This window comes from Oceaniradius stylonematis (genome assembly GCF_965223445.1).
GTDB lineage: Bacteria > Pseudomonadota > Alphaproteobacteria > Rhizobiales > Rhizobiaceae > Roseitalea > Roseitalea stylonematis.
In genome coordinates, this window is the sequence record NZ_OZ244994.1 from 3,430,768 (window position 1) to 3,454,849 (window position 24,082).

A 24,082-nucleotide genomic window follows, 5' to 3' on the forward strand; every position below is an offset into this window, starting at 1 on the left:
GAAAACTGCCCCGGAGCCGGTTTGATGTTCACGCGGCTTGCCCCTTCATGGTCTGGTAGGCGTCGAGCGCGCGGTTGCGCGCCTGCTGATGATCGACAATAGGCGCCGGATAGGTGCTGCCAAGGCTAACGTTCGATTTTTCAAGCACTTTTTCCGGAGCCTCCCAGGGTTTATGAATGAATTTGTTGGGCAGGCCGGCGAGTTCGGGCACATAGGTGCGGACATAGTCGCCGTCCGGATCGAACTTCTCGCCCTGAAGGATCGGGTTGAAGACGCGGAAATAGGGCGCGGCATCGGCGCCCGACCCGGCCACCCATTGCCAGCTTGCCGTGTTCGAGGCGGGATCGGCATCGACCAGCGTGTCCCAGAACCAGTCTTCGCCTTTGCGCCAATCGGTCATCAAATGCTTGATCAGGAAGGAGGCGACGACCATCCGCACGCGATTGTGCATCCAGCCGGTCTGCCACAATTGCCGCATGCCCGCATCGACGATCGGATAGCCGGTCAGGCCGCGCTGCCACGCCCGAAGCTGTGCATCCGTGCCGTCCCAGGGAAAGGCATCGAAATCGCCGTTGAAATTCTCGCCGCCCAGGTTCGGGAAATTGACCAGCAGATGATAGGAGAACTCGCGCCAAACCAGTTCCTTGTGGAACTTTTCGAGCTGCTTTTCGGGCACACTGTCTGTATGGGCCGCCGTATGCCAGATGTCGGCCGGCGTGATTTCGCCGAAGGCCAGATGCGGCGACAGGCGCGACGTGCCGTCGACTGCCGGTAGGTCGCGTTGCCGGGCGTAATCGGCCAGCGCTTCGTCGCAAAATGCCTTCAATTGCTGTTGTGCGCCCCTTTCACCGGGCGTCCAGGCTTCGGCCAGCCCGCCGGACCAGTCCGGCTTGGTCGGCAGCAATGCCCAGTCACCCAGATCGTCGCTGTCGGGCGCGTCCTCCAAGGCGGTCAGCGATCGCGGCACAGGCAGGGGTTCTGCCGGCTCGCCTTCGCCGACGAAGGCGCGCCAGAACGGCGAATAGACCTTGTAGAAGCCGCCAGAACCGGTCTTCAGCTTGGTCGGCTCGTGCATCAGCGCGCCGGCGAAACTGGCGACCGTCAGACCGCGTTCGCCGAGCGACGCCTTGATCTCGCTGTCGAGCGCGATGGCTTCGGGATCGTAGCGGCGGTTCCACAGGACCGAACCCGCGCCCGTCTGTTCGATGATGTCGTCGAGCACCGCGCGCGGATCACCCCGGCGCAGCACCAGCGGCACGCCGAACTCGTCGAGGTCCTTTTGAAGGGCGGCAAGCGAATGATGCAGCCACCAGCGCCGGGCGCCGCCGAGCGGGCGTCCCGAAGCGCCGGTGTCGTCAAGGACGAACAGGCAGATGACGGGGTGGCCCGCCTCGGCCGCCGCCGTCAGCGCGCCATTGTCGCGCAGACGCAGGTCGGACCGGAACCAGACGATGATCGGGGCATCAGGCAATTGTGTCGGGCGCATGAAGGGGCGTCGGGCACTCAGTTGGATGAAATTTGTGTGGGAAATGAAAGCGATAGTGGGCGGGTCATGTGTCGTGCTACGCGCGCCGGGAACGGTTGGATCAACAGCGGGGCCGATAAATCTTGCGCGTGCCCGTGGAGCCGATACTTATGGCGAAGCAGCACCAAACGCAGGAGGCAAGCGGTGAAGATCGGTATCGTCGGATCGGGCATGGTGGGCAGTGCGGCCGCCTACGCGATGGCGCTTCGCGGCAGCGCCAGCGAGATCGTTCTTGTGGACCGCAATGCGGACCTGGCTTCCGCCCATGCGCAGGACATCTCCCATGCCGTGCCCTTCGCCGATCCGATGGTCGTGCGCGCCGGCAATTATGCCGATCTGGCCGGCGCCGGCATCGTCGTGATTTCCGCAGGCGTCAACCAGCAGCCGGGCGAGACGCGGCTTGCGCTTCTGGGGCGCAATGCGGCCGTGTTCCGCGAGGTGGTCGAGGCGCTGATGGGTGTCGTGCCCGATGCGATCTATCTCGTCGCCTCCAACCCGGTCGATCTGATGACCTATGCGGTGCAGCGCTTTTCGGGCCTGCCGACCGAGCGGGTCATCGGTTCCGGCACGATCCTGGACACGGCGCGCTTTCGGGTGCTTCTGGGCGACTATCTGGGCATCGCGCCGAGCTCGGTGCATGCCTATGTTCTCGGCGAGCACGGCGACAGCGAAGTGGCGGTCTGGTCGAGCGCCATGGCCGGCAACGTGCCGATTGCCGAGTTCGCCACGCAGACCGGGCAGCACCTGACCGACGAAAAGCGGTCGGAGATCACCGACGCCGTGCGCAACGCGGCCTACACCATCATTTCGGGCAAGGGATCGACCTATTACGGCATCGGCGCCGGTTTGGCCCGCATCGTCGAGGCGATCGCCGGCGACGAGCGCGCGGTTCTGAGCGTGTCCACGGTCACCGAAGAGGTTGAGGGCGTCAATGCGGTTCCGCTGTCGCTGCCCCGCATCGTCGGCGCCAAGGGCATCATGGCCGAACTGCGCCCCGATCTCGACGAAGGCGAACGGGCCGCCTTGCGCAAGAGCGCCGAGACGATCGCCGGCCTGAAGGGCGCGATCGACTCGGCCTAGTTTCTATTCGGCTGCGTCCTGGTACTCGGCCACCGGCGGGCAGGTGCATACAAGGTTGCGGTCGCCGTAGGCATTGTCGACGCGGCCGACCGGCGGCCAGTATTTGTCGACCCGGAAGCTGCCGGGCGGGAAACAGCCGACCTCGCGGCTGTAGGGCCGGTCCCACTCGGCGATCAGGTCGGCGGTGGTGTGCGGCGCGTTCTTGAGCGGATTGTTGGCCGCGTCCATCGCACCGCTCTCGATCTGCGCGATCTCGTCGCGGATCGACAGCATCGCTTCGCAGAACCGGTCCAGTTCCGCCTTGGTCTCGCTTTCGGTGGGCTCGACCATCAGCGTGCCCGCCACCGGCCAGCTCATGGTCGGCGCGTGAAAACCCGAATCGATCAGCCGCTTGGCGATGTCGTCGACATTGACCTTGGCGCTGTCGGCAAACGGACGCGTGTCGAGGATGCATTCATGCGCGATCCGCCCGGCCTTGCCCTTGAACAGGATGCCGTAGCCGCGCTCGAGCCGCTTGGCGATGTAGTTGGCGTTCAGGATCGCCACCTTGGTCGCCTGGGTCAGCCCGTCGCCGCCCATCATCTGGATATAGGCCCATGAGATCGGCAGGATCAGCGCCGAGCCGAACGCGGCTGCGCTGACCGCGCCGTCGCCGCCCACCGGATCGCCTGGCAGGAATGGCGCCAGATGCGCCTTGACGCCGATCGGCCCCATGCCCGGCCCGCCGCCGCCATGGGGGATACAGAAGGTCTTGTGCAGGTTGAGGTGGCTGACATCGGCGCCGATCTCGCCGGGTTTGGACAGGCCGACCATCGCGTTCAGATTGGCGCCGTCCAGATAGACCTGTCCGCCATGCTCGTGCGTGATGGCGCAAATTTCGCGCACCGTTTCCTCGAACACGCCATGTGTCGACGGATAGGTTATCATGCAGGCCGCCAGCCGGTCGCCGGCTTCGGTGGCCTTGGCGCGAAAATCGTCAATGTCGATGTCGCCGTTCTCGCTCGACTTGACGACGACCACCTCCATGCCGGCCATGTGCGCCGAGGCGGGGTTGGTGCCGTGCGCCGAGATCGGGATCAGGCAGATGTCGCGATCCGTGTCGCCCCGCGACTTGTGCCAGGCGCGGATCGTCATAAGGCCGGCATATTCGCCCTGCGCGCCCGAATTGGGCTGCATCGACATCGCGTCATAGCCGGTGATGACGCACAGCTTTTCGGCCAGATCGCCGATCAGCTCGCGATAGCCCTCGGTCTGATCGGCGGGGGCCAGCGGATGGATGTTGGAAAATTCCGGCCAGGTGACCGCCATCATCTCGGCTGCGGCATTGAGCTTCATCGTGCAAGAGCCGAGCGGGATCATCGCCCGGTCGAGCGCCAGATCCCGGTCGGCGAGCCGCCGCATGTAGCGCATCATCTCGGTTTCGGCGCGGTTGAGGTGGAAAATGGGGTGGGTAAGATAGTCGGTCTGGCGCAACAGCGCGGTCGGCAGGCAGACGGCGCTGTAGGCCGCCAGATCGCCGCCCGTGACGCCGAACGCGCCCAGAAGCCGGTCGATCGTTTCCGGGCGGGTCGTCTCGTCCAGCGTGATGCCGATCCGGCCGCCTTCGATGCGGCGCAGATTGATGCGCCGGTCGCGCGCCGCCTGGATGATCACGCCCTGCATCGCGCCGGCATTGACGGTGATCGTATCGAAAAACGCGTCCTGCTCGACATCGAAGCCAGCCTCGCGCAGCGTGTCGGCGACGAAGGCCGTCTTGCGGTGGATGCGCTGGGCGATGGCCTTGAGGCCCTTGGGTCCGTGGAAGACGGCATAAAAGCTTGCCATCACGGCCAGCAGCGCCTGCGCGGTGCAGACGTTCGAGGTCGCCTTTTCCCGGCGGATATGCTGCTCGCGCGTCTGCAGCGACAGCCGGTAGGCCTGGTTGCCGTGACTGTCGATGGAAACGCCGACGATGCGGCCGGGCAGGGCGCGCTTGAGCGCATCGGTGCAGGCGATGTAGGCGGCGTGCGGTCCGCCAAAACCCATCGGCACGCCGAAGCGCTGCGTCGAGCCGACGGCGATGTCGGCGCCCATCGCACCCGGCTCCTTGAGCAGCAGGAGCGCCATCGGATCCGCGATGACGATGCCGATTGCCTTGTGCTTGTGCAGCGCGTTCATCTCCACGCCGAAATCGCGCAAATCGCCATATGTGCCCGGATACTGGAAGACCGCGCCGAACACGGTCACCGCGTCGAGCGCCTCGGGCGGACCGGTGACGATTTCGATGCCGAGCGGCTCGGCCCGCGTGCGGATGACGCTGATGTTCTGGGGATGGCAGTTTTCATCGACGAAGAAGGCGCGCGCCTTCGATTTCGATGTGCGCAGGGCCATCGCCATCGCTTCGGCGGCTGCCGTCGCCTCGTCCAGGAGCGACGCGTTGGCGACCGCAAGGCCCGTCAGGTCGGTCACCATGGTCTGGTAATTGAGCAGCGCCTCCAGCCGGCCCTGGCTGATTTCCGGCTGATAGGGCGTATAGGCGGTGTACCAGGCCGGGTTTTCGAGGATATTGCGCTGGATCGCTGGCGGCGTCACCGTGCCGTGGTAGCCTTGGCCGATCATCGAGGTGAACAACTTGTTCTTCTTGGCGATCTGCCGCAAATGCCACAGAAGCTCGTGCTCGGACTTGGCCGGCCCGAAATCGAGCGGTTCCGACTGGCGTATCGCCTCAGGCACGGTCTCGTCGATCAGCGCATCCAGACTGTCGGCGCCGACCGTCTTGAGCATCTCGACCATTTCCTCGGGCGAGGGGCCGATATGGCGCCGGTTGGCGAAATCATAGGGCTCGTAGTCGGTCAGGCTGAACGGCATCGGTCGGTCCTCAGGAAATCATGGCCTTGTAGGCGGCTTCGTCCATCAGCGCCTCGACGGCGCTCGCATCGTCGATCCGCATCTTGAAGAACCAGCCTTCGCCGAGCGGATCTTCATTGACCAGCGCGGGCGCATCGGCGAGCTTTTCGTTGACCGCGACGATCGTGCCGTCGAGCGGCGCCTTGATGTCGGAGGCCACCTTGACGCTTTCGATGACGACGATCTCGTCATCCTTTTTGACGTCGCTGCCTTCCTCGGGCAGTTCGACGAACACGACATCTCCGAGCTGCTCGGCCGCATATTCCGTGATGCCGACGACGAACACGTCGCCATCGGCGCGCAGCCATTCATGCTCTTCCGTGAATTTCATGGCGCAACTCCTTGATTATCGTTTGAAATTTGGCGGCGTGAAAGGAAGATCGGCGACGGTGACGGGCATTCGCTTGCCGCGCACCTCGCCAAACAGGCGTGTGCCGGTTTCGGCCATGGCGGTCGGTACGTAACCCATCGAAACCGGCCGTTCGACGGTCGGGCCGAACGCGCCGGATGTGACGTGGCCGACCGGTTTGTCTGCCGTTTCGCTGTCGAACAGTGGCGTGCCGTCGCGCATCGGGGCCCGGCCTTCGGGCAGAAGGCCGACGCGGCGACGTGCCGCGCCATTGTCAAGCTCCGACAGGATGCGCTCGGCGCCGGGAAATCCGCCGGCACGGTCGCCCCCGGTCCGCCGCACCTTCTGGATCGACCAGGACAGGCCGGCCTCCACGGGCGAGGTGCCGGTGTCGATGTCGTTGCCATAAAGACAGAGCCCGGCTTCCAGGCGCAGACTGTCGCGGGCACCCAGGCCGACCGGTTCCACATCGTCGCTCGCCAGAAGCGCGCGGGCCAGCGCGACCGCCTGGTCATCGGCCACCGAAACCTCGAACCCGTCCTCGCCCGTATAGCCCGAACGCGAGATCCACACTTCGCCAAACGCGCTGTCGGTCACGATCACGTCCATGAACCGCATGGCGGACACCCCGGGCACGATGTCGGTCAGAACCGCTTCGGCTGCCGGCCCCTGCAATGCCAAGAGAGCCCGGTCGTCCACCACTTCGACCGGGCACGACAGGTTCGCCCGCATGTGTGCGATGTCGGCGTCCTTGCAGGCGGCGTTGACGACGAGGAACAGATGATCACCCCGGTTGGCGATCATCAAATCGTCGAGAATGCCCCCATCATCGTTCGTGAACAGCCCGTAGCGCTGCCGGCTTTCGCCCAGACCGGCAAGACTTGCCGGCACGAGGGTCTCGAGTTGGGCGGCCGCGTCGGCACCGCGCACGATGACCTGGCCCATATGGCTGACATCGAAAAGGCCGGCCGCGCGCCGTGTGTGCAGATGTTCCTTCATCACGCCGGGCGGATATTGGACCGGCATCTCATGGCCCGCGAACGGCACCATTTTGGCGCCAAGCTCCTGGTGAAGCTCGTAAAGGGCGGTGCGTTTCAGGTCCGGCATGCGCGCCTCGTCGGTTCTGCCGGGCACGCCGGCATCATCGTTGGGGCGCGACCCGCGCCCGATGATGCCCTCTCTGTCCGTTTGCCTGAGATCGTTATCCCGTCGGCGGGCCGTAACGGCCTCTCTCCAGAGTCCTATGCCGCGGTGGTCCTTGGGCCTGAGAGTTTGCCAGGGCGGTTGCTCCTTCGGCACCGGCAGAGCCGGATTCTCCCAACGCGACGATCCAAGTGCTAGGGCGAATCGGCCATCGCGGTCAAGTTGCAAAGACGGCGCATATCTTGTCCGCCCGCATCAGCGGTCGAGCCTGCGCGGGCCGGCGCCCGTATAGGCGGGCAGAACATCGCGCGGGATCGGGCCCTTGTTGCGCACACCTTCGCCGGTCTGTTCCCAGGCATGGGCGAGGATGCCGACCGAGCGCGACAGGCAGAACAGGCCACGGGCCAACGGCGCGGGAAAGCCCAGTTCGGCATAGATGACGGCGGTCGCCCCGTCGATGTTCATCGGAATGCGCTTGCCCTTGCGGCGCATGAGCTCGTCTTCGACGGCCCGGCCGATCTCCGCGAAGCGTCCCGTAACATCGCCATTGGCGGCTGCCTCATCGACCAGTTCGAGAAGCCGAGGCGCGCGCGGATCGACCGGGTGGAACCGGTGGCCGAAGCCAGGCACATGCTTGCCGCCGGCGTCAGTGAACGCGTCCAGTTCAGCGCGGGTGGCGTCCGGGACATCCGCGCCGTCCTCCACGCGCGCCGCGATCGCCTGATAGTGGGCAACTGCCTGTTCGCCGGCGCCGCCATGCACATCGCCGAGCGTGTTCAGCGCCGAGGCCATCGCATTGTTGAGCCCGACGCCGCAGGTCGCAGCCATGCGGGCAATGGCGATCGAGGGCGCTTGCGGTCCGTGGTCGACGGCGGACATCAGCACCGCGTCGAGCAGCGCCGCCTGCGGCTTCGTTGGCAGGTCTCCACGCAGCATCAGCCAGATCATCGGCACCAAGCCGACATTGCCGATCAATTCCTCGATCGCATAGCCGCGATAGCGGATTTCGCCGGGCTTCATGTCGATGATCGCGGTCGACCACCACTGGGCGGACTTGTCGTCGCCGGCCGGTCCTTGCTCGCTCATATCGCCCCGACGCTCCTCAGTTTTGCGATGGTCACCTCATCATAGCCCAGTTCGGCGAGAACAGCGCTGGTGTCGGCGCCCAGTTCCGGCGGCGGCGTTGCCGTGGCCGGTGCCTCGCCGTCCAGCTTGATGCCGGTGCGCGCCAGCCTGACATCGCGGCCGACACCGGGCGCATCGGCGAACCCGCCAATCATGCCGCGTTCGGCAATCTGTGGATGGGCCAGAATGTTCGGCACGGAAAATACCTCGCCTGCAGGCACGCCGGCTGCATTGAGGTCCGCGCGCCATTCGGCGGCGCTCTTGCCGGCAAATGCGGCTTCCAATTCGGCGGTCAGCGCGGCGCGGTTCGCCAGCCGGTCCTGCCGTCTGGCAAAACGCGGGTCGTCGATGAGATCGGAGCGTCCGGCAACGCGGCACACCGCCTCGAACTGTTCCTGCTTGTTGGCGGCGATGTTGATCGGCCCGTCGCCGGTCTGGAACGTGCCGGACGGGCTGGCAGTGAAATTGTCGTTGCCCATCGGTTCGGGCATTCGCCCGGCCATCAAATGATTGGAGACGACCCAGCCCATGGTGGCGATCACCGATTCGAGCATGGATACATCGATGAACCGGCCGCAGCTTTCAGAGCGGTCGGCCAGTGCGGCCGAGATGGCGAATGCCGCCGTCAGCCCGCCGATCGTGTCGGCGATTGGGTAGCCGACCCGATAGGGTGCCGTGTCGGGCGCGCCGGTGATCGACATCACACCGCTCATGCCCTGGATGATCTGGTCGTAGGCCGGCAGCGACTTGAGCGGCCCGTCCTGGCCGAAGCCGGAAATGGCGCAGTAAACGAGGTCCGGCCTGATCGCCTTGAGCCGCCCGTAACCGACACCCAGGCGGTCCATCACGCCGGGCCGGAAGTTCTCAACCACGACATCGGCCGTGGCGACCAGCTTCTCGAACACCGCCTTGCCGGCATCGGATTTGAGATTGACCGTCACCGAACGCTTGCCCGAGTTCTGCGCCAGAAACGATACGCCCATCCGCTTTTCGTTGAGCTCCGGATCGGCGCCGAGCTGGCGGGCAAGATCGCCCGAACCCGGCACCTCGACCTTGATCACCTCGGCGCCCAGATGCGCAAGCTGATGGCAGCAGAACGGGCCCGCCAGCACATTGGTCAGGTCGAGCACGCGATAGCCGGCGAGCGGTGTTGGGTCGCTCATTCGCCCGCATCTCCCGGCGCCGGCCGGACCACGCGCTGCATGGCGAGCGGGATCAGCACTGTCAGGAACAGAAGGCGCGCCACATGGTGTGCGGCGACGAAGGCCGGATTGACGCCGAGCAGAAGCGCCATCGCCGCCATCGCTTCGAGCCCCCCGGGCGCATAGGCGACAAGCGCCTGCACCAGCGGAACGTCGAGCAGCGCCATCGCCACCAGGCCGGCGAGGACGGCGACGGTTCCCGCCAGCGCGGTGAAGGCGAGGGCCGCGCCGGCCGCCTTGCGGATCAGCGCGAGGCTGACGCCGGAAAAGCGCGTTCCGATCAGCGTGCCCATCGTGACGAAGGCGGGAATCGAGAGCCAGAAGGGCACAAGGCCGGGCCCGGCCTCCGTCAGATGGCCCACCGAAGAGGCGAACATGCCGCCGAGAAGGAAGGCGGCCGGCACCCTGAGCCGTTGAAACAGGAGCGCCGCGGCGATGGCAGCCAGCGCGGTGCCGACAAGCACCGGCGCGGTCATCGCCACACCGTCGGGCAGGGCGTCCTGCATGGGGCGGTCGGTGATTGCCGACGCGACGAAGGGCACGGCCAGCGTCAGCACAAGCACGCGCGTCGACTGGATGATCGAGATCGCCGGCAGGTCGGCCTTGACGGTGGAACTCAAGCTCAGAACGAAGCTCAGATGACCCGGCGCCGCGCCCAGAAGCGCTGTGCCGCGATCATAGCCGAAGCCGCGTTCCAGCAGCAGTGCCCCCAGCGCCATGATGACGACCATGGCGACCAGCACGATCAGGATCGAGACCGGCCATTGCGCGGCGGTGGCGACCATGTCCGGTGTCACGCCCGCGCCTATCGTCATGCCGATGATCGTGAAAATCGCGTTGCGCAGGCCGTTGGGGATCGCAAGGCGCAGGCCCGCGAGCGAGGCGAGGGTGACGAACAGGGCCGGGCCGGTGAGCCAGGGTGCGGGGAACGAGGCGGCGAACGCCAGCGCGCCGCCCGCCGCCCCGATTGCCAGGGCAAGTGCCGTTGCCTTCACGCCATCATCCTCAGTCGCCCGATGCCGAAGTCCCTTCCGCCGCTCTGGCCCGGTATTCTCGGATCTTGCCGGTCAGGAACGGCGCGACCAGGCAAAGGGCCGCGATGATCAGGATCGTCAGGGTCAGCGGGCGCTCCCACAGGAACGACCAGCTGTCATTGTTGATCAGCAGGGCCCGCCGCAGATTCTCTTCCATCATGCCGCCCAGGATAAAGCCCAGAATCATCGGCGCCATCGGAAAATCGAGCATGCGCAGCACGACGGCGGCGATCGCGAACAGCACCATGAGCTGGATATCGAACGTGTTGAACGAGACAAAATAGACGCCGATCAGCGAAAAAAACAGGATCAACGGCAGCAGGAACCGCGACGGGATCGCGAGCACGCGGGCGATGTAGGGGATCAGCGGCAGGTTGAGGATCAGAAGCACGATGTTGCCGATCCACATCGAAACGATCACCGACCAGAAGATTTCGGGCTGGTCGATATAAAGCCGCGGTCCGGGCTGGATGCCGTAGCCTATCAGCGCACCCAGCATGATCGCGGTGGTGCCGGAACCGGGAATACCAAGCGTCAAAAGCGGCACGAAAGAGCCGGTGGCGGCGGCGTTGTTGGCGGTTTCGGGCGCCGCCAGGCCGCGCACCGAGCCCTTGCCGAACTGCTTGCCCTTTTCGGGGCCCGCGAGACGCTGCTCGGTGCCGTAGGCGAGGAAGGAGGCGATCGTCGCGCCAGCGCCGGGCAGCACGCCGATCAGGAAACCGAGGACCGAGGAACGGCCGATCACCGGCGCCATTTCCCTGACCTCGGCCTTGCTGACGGCCATCGAACCGAGGTTTTCCGACGCTTCCTTTTCCTTGAGCCGGTCGGCGTCGTCTTTCGGTTTGAGGATCGCCATCAGCGCTTCGGACAGGGCGAAGGTCGCCATGACCAGAAGCAGGAACGAGATGCCGTCGACCAGATCGATCATGCCGAGCGTAAAGCGCGGCACGCCCTGGGTCTGGTCGGTGCCGACCGTCGACAGCATCAGCCCGATCACCGTCATCAGGAGCGCTTTGGCCATGTCGCCCTTGCCGGCGAAGGCGGCGACGGCGACGAGGCCGAGCACCATCAGCGCGAAGTAGTCGGTCGACTGGAAGGAGAGCGACACGCTGGCCAGGAACGGCGCGGCGACCAGAAGGAACAGCGCGGCGATCACGCCGCCCGAAAAGGATGAGTAGGCGGCGATCGCCAGCGCCTTGCCGGCTTTGCCGCTTTTCGCCATCGGATAGCCGTCGAAGGAGGTGGCAACCGTCGAGGCGACGCCCGGCGCGTTGATCAGGATGGACGAGGTGGAGCCGCCAAAGATCGCGCCATAATAGACCGCGGCCATCAGGATGATCCCGGCGGAGGGGTCGAGCGTCGCCGCAATCGGGATCATCAGCGCGATCGCCGACATCGGGCCGAGGCCCGGCAGCATGCCGATAAAGGTGCCTGCAAGACACCCCATCATCACGAACAGAAGGTTCTGGATGGAAAGGGCCGTCGTCAGCCCGATCATGATGCCTTCAAGCATGGCTCAGTTCCCTTCGCGCAGGAAGGTGGGCAGCGGTTCGATGAACACGTCGAGCCCTTGCGTCATCAGCACCCAGAACAGGACGACCAGCGGCACGGCAACGGCGATCAGATAGAGCGGGCGGCGTTCGCCGAGCATCCAGAAGCCGATCATCAGGAAAAGCGACGTGGAGGCTATGAAGCCCATCGGCCGTATGGTCAGCCCGTAGGCGGACATAAGCGCGAGGAACAGCACCACCTTGAGCCAGTCATGACCGGCCAGTTCGACCCGCGCCTTCGAGCCGGGAAATGCGATGACGATCAGCGACAGGCCGATGCCGAGCACCGAAAGTACCTCTGGCATGGTCCGGGCGTGAAAGGCGCTGCTTTCCTGAAACGGCAGCAGGCGGATCTGCTGGCTCAGAAACGCATAAGCGATGCAAAAGGCGAGCAGCAGAAGCCCGCCCAGCCTGTCCTTGGAAATCGGCATGATCGTCCTCCCCGGGGTGCCGCGCGGACGGTTTTGCCCGCGCGGCGTGTTTGCCAAAGGCCGGCGTGAGACCGCCGGCCGTCACCGGGCCGGTATCAGAGGAAGCCCAGTTCGCGCATCAGGCCGCCGATCTGCTCTTCCTGCGCTTCAAGGAACGAGGTAAAGTCATCGCCCCGGTTGAAGATGTCGACCCAGCCGTTGCGGTCGCGCACGGTGGCCCAGTCGTCGGTCTCATACATCGCTTCCAGCGCATCCTGGTAGGCGCTCGCCTGTTCGTCCGAAAGGCCGGGCGCGCCGAAGAAGCCGCGCCAGTTGACGAACTCGGCGCCGCTTGCGCCGGCCTCGTCGCAGGTCGGCGTTTCGGGGGAGGCGTCCAGCCGCTCGGGCGCGGTCACGCACAAAATGCGCACCTCGCCCTGGCGGGCCAGTTCGATGGCTTCGCCGAAGCCGGTCGACAGCCCCTTGATCTCGCCCGACAGGAGGCCGGCCATCGCCTTGCCGCCCGCGTCATAGGGGATGTACTTGACCTGGGTCGGATCGGCGCCGGCCGCCTTCATGACGAGCGCGACCACGATATGGTCCATGCCGCCGGCGACCGAGCCGCCGCCGATGGCGACATTGGTCGGATCGGCGTTGTAGGCTTCAAGCAGGCCACCGAAGTCCTGGATGTCGGAATCGGTGTTGACGACCATCGCCGCATAATCGCCGATCGTGCCGGCAATCGGTGTCAGGTCGCGGAACGATTGCGGGAACACGCCCTGCAGCGAGCGGATGACGATCGGCGTCGAATTGACCATCAGCGTGCCGGCATCGTCGGTCTCGATCAGGTGGGCGATGGCCTTGCCGCCGCCGCCGCCGGACATGTTCTCATAGGTCGCCGATCCGACGATGCCGGATTTGGTCAGCGCTTCGCCGGTACCGCGCGCGGTACCGTCCCAGCCGCCGCCGGCGCCGCCGGGGATCAGGAAGTGGACGTCTTCGAGCTTCTGGTGTCCGTCGGCCTGGGCAGCGCCCAGCGTTGCAAACGACAATGCGGCGGCGCCAAGCGCCGCGGTCAGCAGTTTCAGCATATGATCCTCCCAAAATGCTTCGCCGGTGTGACCGGCTGCGGCAAGCTGACCACACCAAGCTGTCAACACGCTGACAGGTTGCCGGCATAGTGACGTGGCGTCAGCGCTGGCTGAGCGTGTCGTTCCAGCGGTCGATGAAGCGGGCTCGCCGCACCTGGTCGAGATAGACCAGAAGGGCAGGGCTGACCGCGATCGGGCGCAGCTTGTCGCCCGCCTCGGCGCGCAGCCCGTCCGCCGTGTTCGCGCCCGTCAGTTGCGGATGCAGTGCCGGCAGCTTGGCTTCGGCCGCCATGATGTCCTGGCCCTGCCGCGACATCATGAAATCGAGGAAGCGCCCGGCCAGATCGGGCGCCTGTGCGGAAACGGGAACCAGCGCGATGCGCGACATGATGATCGTGTAGTCGGTTGGCAGCACGATGCCGAGATCGGGATTGCGCGCCGCCCATGCCGAGGCATAGGAACCCAGAATGTTGTAGCCGATGGCGAACCGGCCGTCCGACACGCGTTCGAGGATCGACGAGGAGTTCGAATAGAGCTTGACGCCGGACCGGCCCATCGCGCGCACCAGATCCCAGATGTCGCGATTGTGCTCGGCATCGCGCGCCAGGAACAGGAAGCCGACGCCGGCGCGCTCGATGTCGTAGGTCGCGATCCGGCCGTAGAACGCATCCTGTTCGGCATCGAGGAACGAAATCAGCGCGGCGCGCGTGCGCGGCACGTCGGCGGCCTCGAAACTGGGCTTGTGATAGACCATCACCGCCGGCTCGTAGGTCAGTGCGATCGCCGTATCGCGCCAGTTGGCCCAGCTTGGCCACACACTGCCGTGCGCCAGCGGCACACGGCGCGCATAGCCGTCATTGGCGAGCTTCATCTGCAGGTCCATTGCCGACGAGATCACCAGATCCGCCGTTGCGCCGTCGCCATCGCTCTCATTGAGCACGCGCTCATAGATATCGACGGTCTGGAGTTCGTGATAATTGATGGCGACGCCGGGATTGTCTCTCTGGAAGGCGTCGATCAGCGGTTCCGCCGCGCTCAGATCGAGCGAGGAATAGATCGTCAGCGTCGATGCGCCGGCCGGCTGCAGCGCACCAAACAGCGTCTGCGCCAAGGCGGCCGGCACCATGAACGCCAGCGAGACCACAGCTCCGATCGCGGCGATCCATGTCCTGCGCGTCAAATGCCTCTCCTTGCCGCTGCCGCGCCGGCCTTCACAGCCCGGCTCCCGCGCAGTACCAAGGAGCGCGGGAGGACAGATCATGCGCATTCTCCTTGTCGAGGACAATGCCAAACTGGCGGCCGGCATGGCCGCCGTTCTGAGTGCGGGCGGCTTTCAGGTCGACCGTGTCGCCGACGGCACCGACGCCGAGGCGGCGCTCGCCTCCACGCCTTTCGATCTGGTGGTGCTCGATCTCAGCCTTCCGGGCATGGACGGCCTTGATGTGTTGAAAAACCTGCGCGACCGTCGGCTCGACGTGCCGGTGCTGATCGTCACCGCGCGCGGCGACCTCAACGACCGGGTGCGCGGGCTCGATCTGGGCGCCGACGATTATCTGACCAAGCCGTTCGCTGTCGAGGAGCTGCGGGCGCGGGCGGCAGCGCTGATCCGGCGGGGCGCGGGGCGCGCGCGTCCGACCATCGAATTTGCCGGCCTGACGCTGGATGTCACGGCCAACACGCTGGTGCATGCCGGTGCGCCGATCGAGATTTCGCCGCGCGAACTAGCCGTACTGCGCGTCATGCTGATGTCGAAGTCCGACGTGGTGCCCAAGGCACAGATCGCCGAGTCGCTGTCCACCTTCGATCTGGACGTATCCGACAATGCGGTCGAGCAGACGATCAGCCGCCTGCGCAAGCGGCTTGGCGGCTTTGGCATCGCGATCCGCGCGGCACGCGGCATGGGCTACTTCCTGATGGCGCAAGAGCAGGGCGGTGCCGGCTGATGGGACCGCGCTATTCGCTGCGCCGGCGGCTGCTGATCATGCTTCTGGTGCCCCTGTGCACCATCGGGGTCGTAGCGCTGTTCGACGCCTATCGCACGGCGCGCGAGACCGCCAACCAAGTGTTTGACCGGGTGCTGTCGGGCTCTGCGCTGGCGATTGCCGAACGGGTGGTCATCAATGATGACGACCAGCTCGACGTCGACATTCCCTATGTGGCGCTGGAGATGCTGACCTCGTCGGCGCAGGACCGTGTCTTCTACCGTATCGACCATGCCGACGGCACGCTCGTCACCGGCTATCAGCGTCTGGCGGTGCCCGATGCGCGGGCCGAGGCCGGCGATCCGTTCGCTTTCGCCGACGGCGAATTTCGCGGCGAACCGATCCGCGTGGCGACCTATCGCGGCACGGCATCGACCGGCGAGCGGTCGGTCGCCTTCAGGGTCACCGTGGCCGAGACGACCAATGCCCGCCAGGCGCTGGCCCAGCGCATCTTGCTGCGCACTGCGCTGCGCCAGTTCCTCCTGATCTTCGCAGCCGCCATCATCGTCTGGGTCGCGGTGACGCGCTCGCTGCGCCCGCTCGGCCGGCTCGAACAGGCGATCGGTCGCCGCAGCCCCGAAGATTTGCGGCCGATCGAACACAATGTGCCTCAGGAGGTTGGCGGCCTGGTCGACCGGATCAACGGTTTCATGGCCCGTCTTGACGGGGCGCTGAGCGCATTGCGCCATTTCACCGGCAACGCCAGCCACCAGTTGCGCACGCCTCTCGCCATCGTCCGCACCCAATTGGGCATTGCCGCGCAGGCCGAAACGCTCGGCGAGGCCCGTCACGCCATCGCCGATTGCGATCAGGCCGTCGCCGACGCCGAGCGCACGCTGGCGCAATTGCTGCTTCTGGCGCGGGTGGACGAGACGACGTCGAAGGCCGCCGCGGGTCACTCGGTCGATCTGGACGCGGTGGCACGGGCGACCGCCGGGAGCTTCGTTCTGCCCGCCGCGCGTGCCGGCTTCGATCTGGCATACGAGGGCGGTGTGCCTGTCGGTTGTCGCGGCGATCCGGTACTGTTGCGCGAGATGATCAGCAATCTGATCGACAATGCGATCCGCCATGCCAAAGCCGGCGCCAGCATCGTCGTTGCGGTGCGCACCGATGGCGATACGGCAATCTTGTCGGTCGAGGACGATGGCTGCGGCATTCCCGCCGAGCTGCGCACCGCCGTCATGGAGCGTTACAGCACCACCGCGCCGCGGCCGGGCGGTGTCGGCGGTCTCGGCCTTGCCATCGTCAACGAGATCGCCGCGCTGTTCGAGGGCAGCGTGCGGCTGGCTTCCGGCGCGCGCGAACGCGGCACGCGGGTCGAAGTGCGGTTGCGCGCGGCCCAAATGCCCGCCTGATGCCAGGCCCGAACGACAAAGGGGCCGGCGCGCGCTGCGCCGGCCCCTCGGGTCTGGCTCCCCAGGCAAGATTCGAACTTGCGACCGATCGATTAACAGTCGAGCGCTCTACCGCTGAGCTACTGGGGAAAACTCGAATGTCGGCGGGCTATATCAAACGGACCGTGGTGTTGAAAAGGGGTAAATGTCGGTCGACGCCGACGCTCCCCTCCTTTTTTCGCTGCCGCCGCCTTGAAGTGGGCGGTGCGGGCGCTCACGTCAGGCACGCCGGGCGATCCGCCGCCCTCTCGGGTGCCTGCATGGCTGGCAGATGATGAACGGGACCCTCCGATGGACGAACACAACCGGTTGGCGTTGATGCACGAAACCGACACGGGCGGCAACGGTGAGGACGACGGGCTGAACCATCCGGGCGGCAGGAACGGTCGGGACGAGCGCCCGGTCTACCGTCTGTTCGGGCGCGAGTTTCCCAAACCCGGCTCGCGCGGCGCCCGTCTGACGCTCGGCACCGCGCTGAGCGTTCTGGGCGTGTTCGGCTTTCTGCCGATCCTCGGCTTCTGGATGATCCCGCTCGGCCTGTTCATCCTGTCGCACGAACTGCACCCGTTGCGACGCATCCGGCGGCGGTTTGCCGTGCGGCAGGGGCGCAAGCGTTCGGGCACGCCGCGCAACTGAAAGCGGACATGCGCGGCGCAAGGGTCCATGGCGCGGGCTGCGCTGGTCGAACGGAAGTGCGCGCCGCCCGGTGTCCTGGCCGCAGCAGTGGCAAATCGGCTGCCCGGTTTGACCGCGCCAGGCGGCCTCAATCGGCTTGTCTTGTATCGGTCTGGCTGCGCGCGGCGCGAAGACCAAGCGCGATCAGGTCGGGAATTGCATTGACGAGGCGCCGGCCGCGCTCCGGATCGCTCGCATTGCCTGCCCGGATGCGGGCCGCGACGCCTTCAAGGATGGTTGCCAGACGGAAGGCCGACAGGCTCACCCAGAAATCCAGGGCGTCGATCGACGCGACGCCAAGACGATTGCAGTAATGCTCGATGATCTCGGCTTCGTGCGGCAGGCCGAGCGCGTCCCGGTCATGTCCGGCAAGACCCTTGAACACGCTGTCGCGCGGCAGCTTGTGGTGCAGGAGCACATAGGCGATGTCGGCGAACGGATGGCCGATTGTCGACAATTCCCAGTCGAGAACGGCGCGGACATTGGCCGAACCGGGCGCATAGATCAGATTGTCGATGCGGTAGTCGCCATGAACGATCGAGGCGCGTCCGTCCTCTGCCGGCTGGTTCTCGTGCAGCCAGCCGATCAGTTCTTCCATGTGCGGATCAGTTTTTTCCGCGCTGGCCTGGTACTGCTTCGTCCATCGCGCGATCTGCCGGCCGGCGTAACCGGCGGGCCTTCCATAATCGGCCAGGCCGACCGCCGCCGGGTCGAGACTGTGCAGCCGCGCCAGCGTCTCGATCATGGCCAGGGTCGCCGGGCGGCGCAGGCCCGGTTCGAGATCGGGCAGGGCGGGATCCCAGTGCACGACGCCATCGACGAACCCCATCACATAGAACGCCGAGCCGATCACGGCGTCGTCCTCGCAAAGGTGCAGCGCCGGTGCCACCGGCACATCGGTTTCCGCAAGCGCCGCAATGACCCTGTACTCGCGATCCACCGCGTGCGCCGACGGCAGGATCTTGCCCGGCGGTTTGCGGCGCAGGACATAACGCCCCGAATCGGCTTCGATCAGAAATGTCGGATTGGATTGCCCGCCGGAGAACTTGGTAGCCTTTCGCAACCCGGACAAACCGATGATGCGTGGCGACAAATAGGCTTCGAGCGCTTCCAGATCGAGCGTGTTCATCGGTGGCGGTACGGCTTGAGTTCGGTCCGGGCGATCTGCCGCCTGTGAACCGCGTCCGGTCCGTCGGCGAACCGCAGCGTCCTGGCCGTGATCCACATCGAGGCCAGCGGCGTGTCCTGACTGATGCCCATTCCGCCATGCATCTGCATGGCCTCATCGAGCACCGCCGTCGCGACGCGTGGCGCGATCACCTTGATCTGGCTGACCCAGGGTGCGGCATCCTTCGCCGAGGCATTGTCCATCATCCACGCCGCTTTCAGGCACAAAAGACGGGCCTGCTCGATCTGCATCCGGCATTCGGCGATGATGTCGCCATTGGCGCCCAGTTCGGCCAATGGCCTGCCGAAGGCCGTGCGGGACAGTGCCCTGCGGCACATCATCTCCAAGGCCCGCTCGGCCTGGCCTATGGCACGCATGCAATGATGGATCCGGCCCGGCCCCAGTCGGCCCTGGGCAATGCGGAAGCCGTCACCTTCCGCCTGCAGGAGGTTTTCTGCCGGCACGCGGACATCGGTGAAGCGCAGATGCATGTGGCCGTGCGGCGCGTCGTCGTGACCGAAGACGTTCATCGGACGCAAAATCTCGACGCCGGGCGTATCGGCCGGCACGAGAATCTGGCTGTGCCTCCTGTGCCGCTCGCCATCGGGATCGGTCAGAACCATCACGATATAGATGGCGCATCGGGGGTCGCCGGCGCCCGAGGCCCACCATTTTTCGCCGTTCAGCACATAGGCGTCACCGTCGCGCACGCACGACATCGAAATGTTGGTCGCATCGGACGACGCCACGTCCGGTTCGGTCATCAGATAGGCGGAGCGGATCGTCCCTGCCATGAGCGGGTCGAGCCAACGGGCCTTCTGCGATTCGCTGCCGAACCGGTGCAGCACATCCATGTTTCCGGTATCCGGGGCCGAGCAGTTGAAGATTTCCGGCGCCAGTCGCGACCAGCCCATCTCCTCGGCCATATAGGCATATTCGACGGTCGTCAGGCCGTGCCCGCCCAGTGCCTTGGAGCGCCACAGGTTCCAAAGGCCCGCATCGCGCGCCTTGTCCTTCAGGCTCTCCCGAATGCTCGCCTGCCGCTCGGTGAAGCTGAAACGGTCGCCATCGCGCCCCACTTCCTGCTCGAACTCGTCGTCAAGCGGCATGATGTCGTTGCGCACCATGGCGCGCACCCGGTCGCGGACGGTTTCCGCCTCTGGGGATAAGCCCAGATCCATTGTCTTTTCTCCCTGCTCAGCGTCCGGCCGCAAACAGATCATCGGCCGATTCCACGCCGATCCCGCCATCGAGCGGCAGGATCGCGCCGGTTACATAGGCGCCGCCGCGTCCGGCCAGGAATAGAACGGCGCCGGCCAGGTCGCCGGGCTGTCCGAGCCGGCCGGCCGGCACGCCCGCCGCAACCGCCTGGCGTGTTTTGGCGTCGCCGGTTACGAATGCCGTCATCCGGCTTTCGAAGGGTCCCGGCGCCAGCGCATTGACCGTGATGTGGCGCGCCGCCAGTTCCTTGGCGAGGATGCGGGTCAGATGGTGAACGGCGGCTTTGGATGCGGCATAGGAATAGGCATGGCCGCCGATCGTGGCCGCGCCCATCACCGACCCCAGATTGATGACCCGCGCCGGGCTGTCGGCGCTGGCGGCACGCTCCAGCAATGGCGTGAGGTCACGGGTGAGGCTGAACAGCCCGGCCACATTCAGGCTCATCACCTTGTCCCAGGCCATGAAGGGGAACGCCTCGTAGTTTTCGCCCCAGCTTCGGCCGGCATTGTTGACGAGTATGTCGAGCCGGTCGGTTCGGTCGGCGACGCGGGCAGCCAGCGCCGTGACGCCGCTTTCGGTCGAGGCGTCGCCTGCGAACCCCTCGGCTTCACCGGGGCCGCCCTCGGCGTTGATCACCGCGGCCGCTTCGACGCAGGCCTCTCCGTTGCGCGAGGCGATCATCACGCGCGCGCCGGCGCCCACGAAGGCCGAAGCGATCATCCGGCCGATGCCGCTGGAGCCGCCGGTGACCAGAACGGTCTTGCCATGTGCGCCGAAGAGATCCTCCAGCAAGGTCATCGCAACTGCCTCCCTGCCGCCCGGGGCATTGAAAAATGATGCCTTTACCAACAACATACCGAGCAGTATCTTGTCAATCGCGATTTTTCGGTCATGTTTGCGACAATCGCAAAGCCGGGGAGGAGACCAGATGCTTGAAGGCATGATGATGCAACGGGACCTGTCGATCCGGCAGGTGCTCGACTATGCGGCCGACGTTTACCCTGAAACGGGTGTCATATCGTCGACCGTGGAAGGAGACCGCCACCGGCAGACCTACGGCCAGACCCGAAAACGGGTGGCGCGTTTGGCCAAAGCTCTGCTGGAGATGGAGGTCGGCAGGGGCGACCGCGTCGCCACGCTTGCCTGGAACGGCTACCGGCACTTCGAGCTCTATTACGCGATAGCCGGCATCGGCTCTGTGTGCCACACGATCAATCCGCGTCTTTCGGCCGAACAGATCGCCTGGATCGTCAATCACGCCGACGACAAGGTCCTGTTCTTCGACCTGACCTTCGCGCCGCTGGTCGAAAGTCTCAGGCCAAAGCTGCCGCCGTCCATCAAACTGGTGCTGATGACGGACGAGGCGCACGTTCCGGACAACTCGCCCGAAGGCGCGCTGTGCTACGAGACGCTGCTGAAGGGGAAACCGGACCTGTTCGACTGGCCCGATCTGCCCGAAACCACGGCGTCGGGCTTGTGCTACACGTCGGGCACCACCGGCGATCCGAAGGGCGCGCTTTATTCCCACCGGTCGACGCTTCTGCACAGTTTCTCGGTGGTGCTCGGCGCACTGCAGTGTTTCGGCCGCGGGCACCGCGTTCTGCCGGTCGTCCCGCTGTTTCACGTCAATGCCTGGGGGTTGCCGTTCTCGGCGCCGTTGACCGGAACCGACCTGGTCATGCCGGGGCCGCATCTCGACGGCGCCTCGATCTTCGATCTGATGCAAAGCGAGGGCGTGACCTCGGCGTGGGGCGTGCCGACCGTCTGGAACGGATTGATCGCGGAGATGCGCAAGCGCGGCAGCAAGCCGGATGCGCTGTCCACCCTTTTGATCGGCGGCTCCGCCGTCAGCGAAGCGATGATCCGCGCGGCCGAAGAGGAGTTCGGTATCGAAGTGCTTCATGGCTGGGGCATGACCGAGATGAGCCCGGTCGGGACCGTGACCCGTCCCGAGCCCGGCCTGACCGCGGATGAGAACGTGGCCTTGAAGCTGCCGCAGGGCCGTCGCCTGTTCGGCGTGGACATGAAGATCGTCGACGAGGCCGGAGAACCGTTGCCCCACGATGGCGAGCGGTCGGGAGAACTGTTCGTGCGCGGGCCGACGGTCATTTCCGGCTATTTCAATGCGCCCGAGGCCAGCCAGGCGGTCTTCGATGCCGATGGCTGGTTCAGCACCGGCGACATGGCCAGGATCGGCCCCAACACCGATCTGCTGATCGTCGACCGCACCAAGGACCTGATCAAGTCCGGCGGCGAGTGGATCTCGTCGATCGACCTCGAGAACACCGCTTGCGGATGCGCGGGCGTGGCCCAGGCGGCCGCTGTTGCGATCCCGCATCCCAAATGGGATGAGCGGCCGCTGCTGGTGGTCGTGGCCGAGCAGGGAGCGGATGTCCGCAAGCAGGATGTTCTGGCCCACATTGGCCGACGCATGGCGAAATGGCAGGTGCCGGACGATGTGGTGTTCATGGACGCGCTTCCGATGACGGCCACCGGCAAGATTTCCAAGCTTGAGTTGCGGGCCATCTTGGCTGACTACCGTTTCCCCGACGAGCCGGAGACCTGAGGGCATAAGAATGAACCATCAGTCAGCCGATGCGGAGGTGGCAAGGCCACGGCGCCGTGTGTCGAACGTTGACGAAAGTCGGGCCGTCATCATTTCGGCTGCGGCGGAATGCTTCATGCGCAAGGGGCTCGACAAGGCGACGATCGACGACATCGCCGACGAGGTCGGCTCGACCAAGGGCCGCGTCTACCATCATTTCAGATCCAAGAACGCAATCTTCTTTGCCGTCTACCGGCGCGCGATGGAGCTTTGCTTCGAGGCGGTGGAACCTGTGTTCGCCAGCGATTCGCCCGCCGCTCAGAGGCTTGAGGGGATGGCTGATGCCCACGCCATGGTGATGATGGAGCATTTGCCGTTCCAGCGCGGCATTCGTTCCGGTGTGGAAATGTATCTGCACGGCTCGACCACCGCGGCCGAGCGCGAGACGCTGACCGAACTCATCGGCATAAGGGATGAGTATGAGCGTCTTTTCCGACGGGTGCTTGAAGACGGTGTTGCCGATGCGACGCTTGAGGTCGACGACGTTCCGATCGCCGGGCGGGCGATATTGGGCGCACTCAACGGGCTGACGGACTGGTACCGTCCGAGGACGGGTGAATCCGGTGCCGAGCGTGAGGCGATCGCCCGCAGCCTGACGCGAACAGTCCTCAACGGCGTCGTCCGCCGGTAAGGGTGGCAGCGGGGCCGCCCGTTCCGGCGAGCGTTACTCGCTGGCCGGCCGCTCGCGAACGCCGAGCGCCGCACGCACGCGTTTTGCGGCATCGAGCATCATGTCGAGGTGAGCCGGCCGGTCTCCGATGACCATCTGCGGTGTCAGTCCGGCCATCGACAGGGCACAGATGATCGAACCGTCCTCGGCAAGCACCGGCACGGCCAGTGCCGCAAGACCTTCGGCCACGTCATCGACAGCGAACTCCCACCCGCGCTTTCGGATCTCGGCGAGCCGGGCCCGGAAACCGGCCTTCTCGACGATCACGCTGTCATTGACCGGCGGCAGCGGCTGTTCGGCGAGTATGGCGTCGATGGTCTCCGGCGTCTGATAGGCCAGCAACAGCTTCGGCGCGCCGCCGCTGTTGAAGGGCAGGGTTCCGCCGACGGCCCACCAGCGCACTTCCATCCCCGTCATGTCATGGATTCGGTCCAGACACAGCGCCGAGCGGTCATGAAAAACCGACAGGAACATCGTCATGTGCAGTTCGTGCGCCAGCTCGGTCAGGACAGGCACGGCAACCGACCGCAGGTCAAAATGGTCGACGACGTTCGATGCCAGAACGCGAATGACCCTTCCGAGCCCGTAACGCTGGGTCACGGGGTCCTGAACCACGAACCCGCACCCGATCAGCGTAACCAGGATGCGTCGTGTGGTGCCTTTGTCCAGCCCCGTTGCCGCGGCGATCTCCGCCAGCGATTGCAAAGGCTTGTCCGTGAACGACTGCAAAATGCTGGCTGCACGGACAACGGCCCGTACGTTCATGGCCGAGGGATCGGCCGCTTTTCTTTGTGTCACCCTTCAACCCCATTCCTATTCTTGCGCGTTACGGCGCCTCTGTTGACCGGAGACCTTACGGCAAGGTCGCTGTCATCGTCATCCTCGCATAGCGTTTCATAGAATGAAATAGATTTTGGCTGTTGACACGATTTGATGAAGCTGTTTTGCTCAGGCCTGTCGTGACAACCGCCT

Annotated in this window: 21 protein-coding genes, 1 tRNA gene and 1 riboswitch; of the genes, 6 read left to right on the forward strand and 16 right to left on the reverse strand. The window is 65.5% G+C overall.

Annotation, left to right across the window (positions count from 1 at the left end; genetic code table 11):
• Nucleotides 1–28: 28 nt before the first annotated feature.
• Nucleotides 29–1,471, reverse strand: a complete 1,443-nt coding sequence (locus ACOQOU_RS16965) for a cryptochrome/photolyase family protein (RefSeq protein ID WP_420578748.1) — start codon at nucleotides 1,469–1,471, stop codon at nucleotides 29–31.
• A 198-nt stretch (nucleotides 1,472–1,669) separates the two neighbouring features.
• Between ACOQOU_RS16965 and ACOQOU_RS16970 the strand changes: the two genes are divergently transcribed.
• Nucleotides 1,670–2,605: an L-lactate dehydrogenase gene (locus ACOQOU_RS16970; RefSeq protein WP_306024792.1), complete on the forward strand. Its 936-nt coding sequence runs from the start codon at nucleotides 1,670–1,672 to the stop codon at nucleotides 2,603–2,605.
• 3 nt (nucleotides 2,606–2,608) lie between these two features.
• Here the strand turns inward: ACOQOU_RS16970 and gcvP are convergent, their stop codons facing one another.
• The 10 genes from gcvP to ACOQOU_RS17020 all read right to left on the reverse strand — a co-directional run bounded on the left by gcvP (nucleotide 2,609) and on the right by ACOQOU_RS17020 (nucleotide 14,521).
• Nucleotides 2,609–5,452: an aminomethyl-transferring glycine dehydrogenase gene (gene gcvP, locus ACOQOU_RS16975; protein ID WP_306024793.1), complete on the reverse strand. Its 2,844-nt coding sequence runs from the start codon at nucleotides 5,450–5,452 to the stop codon at nucleotides 2,609–2,611.
• A 10-nt stretch (nucleotides 5,453–5,462) separates the two neighbouring features.
• A complete protein-coding gene (gcvH, locus tag ACOQOU_RS16980; protein ID WP_306024794.1) occupies nucleotides 5,463–5,822 on the reverse strand; it encodes a glycine cleavage system protein GcvH in 360 nt (119 codons plus the stop codon).
• Nucleotides 5,823–5,837: 15 nt separating this feature from the next.
• Nucleotides 5,838–6,947 carry a glycine cleavage system aminomethyltransferase GcvT gene (gene gcvT / locus ACOQOU_RS16985; RefSeq protein WP_306024880.1) on the reverse strand — a complete coding sequence of 370 codons (1,110 nt, stop codon included), beginning with the start codon at nucleotides 6,945–6,947 and terminating at the stop codon, nucleotides 5,838–5,840.
• Between the two features lie 135 nt (nucleotides 6,948–7,082).
• Nucleotides 7,083–7,170, reverse strand: a riboswitch (glycine riboswitch).
• Nucleotides 7,171–7,238: 68 nt separating this feature from the next.
• Nucleotides 7,239–8,069, reverse strand: a complete 831-nt coding sequence (locus tag ACOQOU_RS16990; RefSeq protein WP_306024795.1) for a citryl-CoA lyase — start codon at nucleotides 8,067–8,069, stop codon at nucleotides 7,239–7,241.
• Nucleotides 8,066–9,271 carry a CaiB/BaiF CoA transferase family protein gene (locus ACOQOU_RS16995; protein WP_306024796.1) on the reverse strand — a complete coding sequence of 402 codons (1,206 nt, stop codon included), beginning with the start codon at nucleotides 9,269–9,271 and terminating at the stop codon, nucleotides 8,066–8,068. Before ACOQOU_RS16995 ends, ACOQOU_RS16990 begins: the two co-directional genes overlap by 4 nt.
• Complete coding sequence (locus ACOQOU_RS17000) at nucleotides 9,268–10,305, reverse strand: AbrB family transcriptional regulator (protein ID WP_109766093.1); 1,038 nt, start codon at nucleotides 10,303–10,305, stop codon at nucleotides 9,268–9,270. The genes ACOQOU_RS16995 and ACOQOU_RS17000 overlap by 4 nt, the downstream gene beginning before the upstream one ends.
• Before the next feature lie 10 nt (nucleotides 10,306–10,315).
• The gene (locus tag ACOQOU_RS17005) at nucleotides 10,316–11,857 is read right to left on the reverse strand and encodes a tripartite tricarboxylate transporter permease (RefSeq protein WP_306024797.1); all 1,542 of its coding nucleotides are present in this window, start codon (nucleotides 11,855–11,857) and stop codon (nucleotides 10,316–10,318) included.
• 3 nt (nucleotides 11,858–11,860) lie between these two features.
• Nucleotides 11,861–12,325, reverse strand: a complete 465-nt coding sequence (locus tag ACOQOU_RS17010) for a tripartite tricarboxylate transporter TctB family protein (protein ID WP_120222734.1) — start codon at nucleotides 12,323–12,325, stop codon at nucleotides 11,861–11,863.
• A 95-nt stretch (nucleotides 12,326–12,420) separates the two neighbouring features.
• Entirely contained in the window at nucleotides 12,421–13,395 is a 975-nt protein-coding gene (locus ACOQOU_RS17015; RefSeq protein ID WP_306024798.1) for a tripartite tricarboxylate transporter substrate binding protein, read from the reverse strand.
• A 100-nt stretch (nucleotides 13,396–13,495) separates the two neighbouring features.
• Complete coding sequence (locus ACOQOU_RS17020; RefSeq protein WP_420578892.1) at nucleotides 13,496–14,521, reverse strand: ABC transporter substrate-binding protein; 1,026 nt, start codon at nucleotides 14,519–14,521, stop codon at nucleotides 13,496–13,498.
• A gap of 133 nt (nucleotides 14,522–14,654) precedes the next feature.
• Here ACOQOU_RS17020 and ACOQOU_RS17025 point away from each other — a divergent pair, with 133 nt between their 5' ends.
• A complete protein-coding gene (locus ACOQOU_RS17025) occupies nucleotides 14,655–15,338 on the forward strand; it encodes a response regulator transcription factor (RefSeq protein WP_109766097.1) in 684 nt (227 codons plus the stop codon).
• Nucleotides 15,338–16,732: a sensor histidine kinase gene (locus tag ACOQOU_RS17030; RefSeq protein ID WP_109766098.1), complete on the forward strand. Its 1,395-nt coding sequence runs from the start codon at nucleotides 15,338–15,340 to the stop codon at nucleotides 16,730–16,732. Before ACOQOU_RS17025 ends, ACOQOU_RS17030 begins: the two co-directional genes overlap by 1 nt.
• 54 nt (nucleotides 16,733–16,786) lie before the next feature.
• On the opposite strand, the gene ACOQOU_RS17035 is transcribed toward ACOQOU_RS17030, so the two are convergent.
• Nucleotides 16,787–16,861 (reverse strand) — tRNA-Asn (locus tag ACOQOU_RS17035).
• Nucleotides 16,862–17,062: 201 nt separating this feature from the next.
• On the opposite strand from ACOQOU_RS17035, the gene ACOQOU_RS17040 reads away from it, so the two are divergent.
• On the forward strand, nucleotides 17,063–17,407 hold the full coding sequence (locus ACOQOU_RS17040) for a hypothetical protein (protein WP_306024800.1): 345 nt from the start codon (nucleotides 17,063–17,065) through the stop codon (nucleotides 17,405–17,407).
• 127 nt (nucleotides 17,408–17,534) lie between these two features.
• Here the strand turns inward: ACOQOU_RS17040 and ACOQOU_RS17045 are convergent, their stop codons facing one another.
• From ACOQOU_RS17045 to ACOQOU_RS17055, 3 genes are read right to left on the reverse strand one after another with little or no spacing between them, the layout of a single operon-like run.
• Nucleotides 17,535–18,575, reverse strand: coding sequence for a phosphotransferase family protein (locus tag ACOQOU_RS17045; protein WP_306024801.1), 1,041 nt, complete (start codon nucleotides 18,573–18,575; stop codon nucleotides 17,535–17,537).
• A complete protein-coding gene (locus tag ACOQOU_RS17050; RefSeq protein ID WP_306024802.1) occupies nucleotides 18,572–19,795 on the reverse strand; it encodes an acyl-CoA dehydrogenase family protein in 1,224 nt (407 codons plus the stop codon). The genes ACOQOU_RS17045 and ACOQOU_RS17050 overlap by 4 nt, the downstream gene beginning before the upstream one ends.
• A 16-nt stretch (nucleotides 19,796–19,811) precedes the next feature.
• The gene (locus ACOQOU_RS17055) at nucleotides 19,812–20,633 is read right to left on the reverse strand and encodes an SDR family oxidoreductase (RefSeq protein WP_306024803.1); all 822 of its coding nucleotides are present in this window, start codon (nucleotides 20,631–20,633) and stop codon (nucleotides 19,812–19,814) included.
• A gap of 130 nt (nucleotides 20,634–20,763) precedes the next feature.
• Between ACOQOU_RS17055 and ACOQOU_RS17060 the strand changes: the two genes are divergently transcribed.
• Both ACOQOU_RS17060 and ACOQOU_RS17065 read left to right on the forward strand, forming a co-directional pair.
• Nucleotides 20,764–22,401, forward strand: coding sequence for a long-chain-fatty-acid--CoA ligase (locus ACOQOU_RS17060; RefSeq protein WP_306024804.1), 1,638 nt, complete (start codon nucleotides 20,764–20,766; stop codon nucleotides 22,399–22,401).
• 10 nt (nucleotides 22,402–22,411) lie between these two features.
• Nucleotides 22,412–23,071, forward strand: a complete 660-nt coding sequence (locus tag ACOQOU_RS17065) for a TetR/AcrR family transcriptional regulator (protein ID WP_306024805.1) — start codon at nucleotides 22,412–22,414, stop codon at nucleotides 23,069–23,071.
• Nucleotides 23,072–23,104: 33 nt separating this feature from the next.
• On the opposite strand, the gene ACOQOU_RS17070 is transcribed toward ACOQOU_RS17065, so the two are convergent.
• Nucleotides 23,105–23,875 carry an IclR family transcriptional regulator gene (locus ACOQOU_RS17070; RefSeq protein ID WP_109766104.1) on the reverse strand — a complete coding sequence of 257 codons (771 nt, stop codon included), beginning with the start codon at nucleotides 23,873–23,875 and terminating at the stop codon, nucleotides 23,105–23,107.
• Nucleotides 23,876–24,082 lie beyond the last annotated feature (207 nt).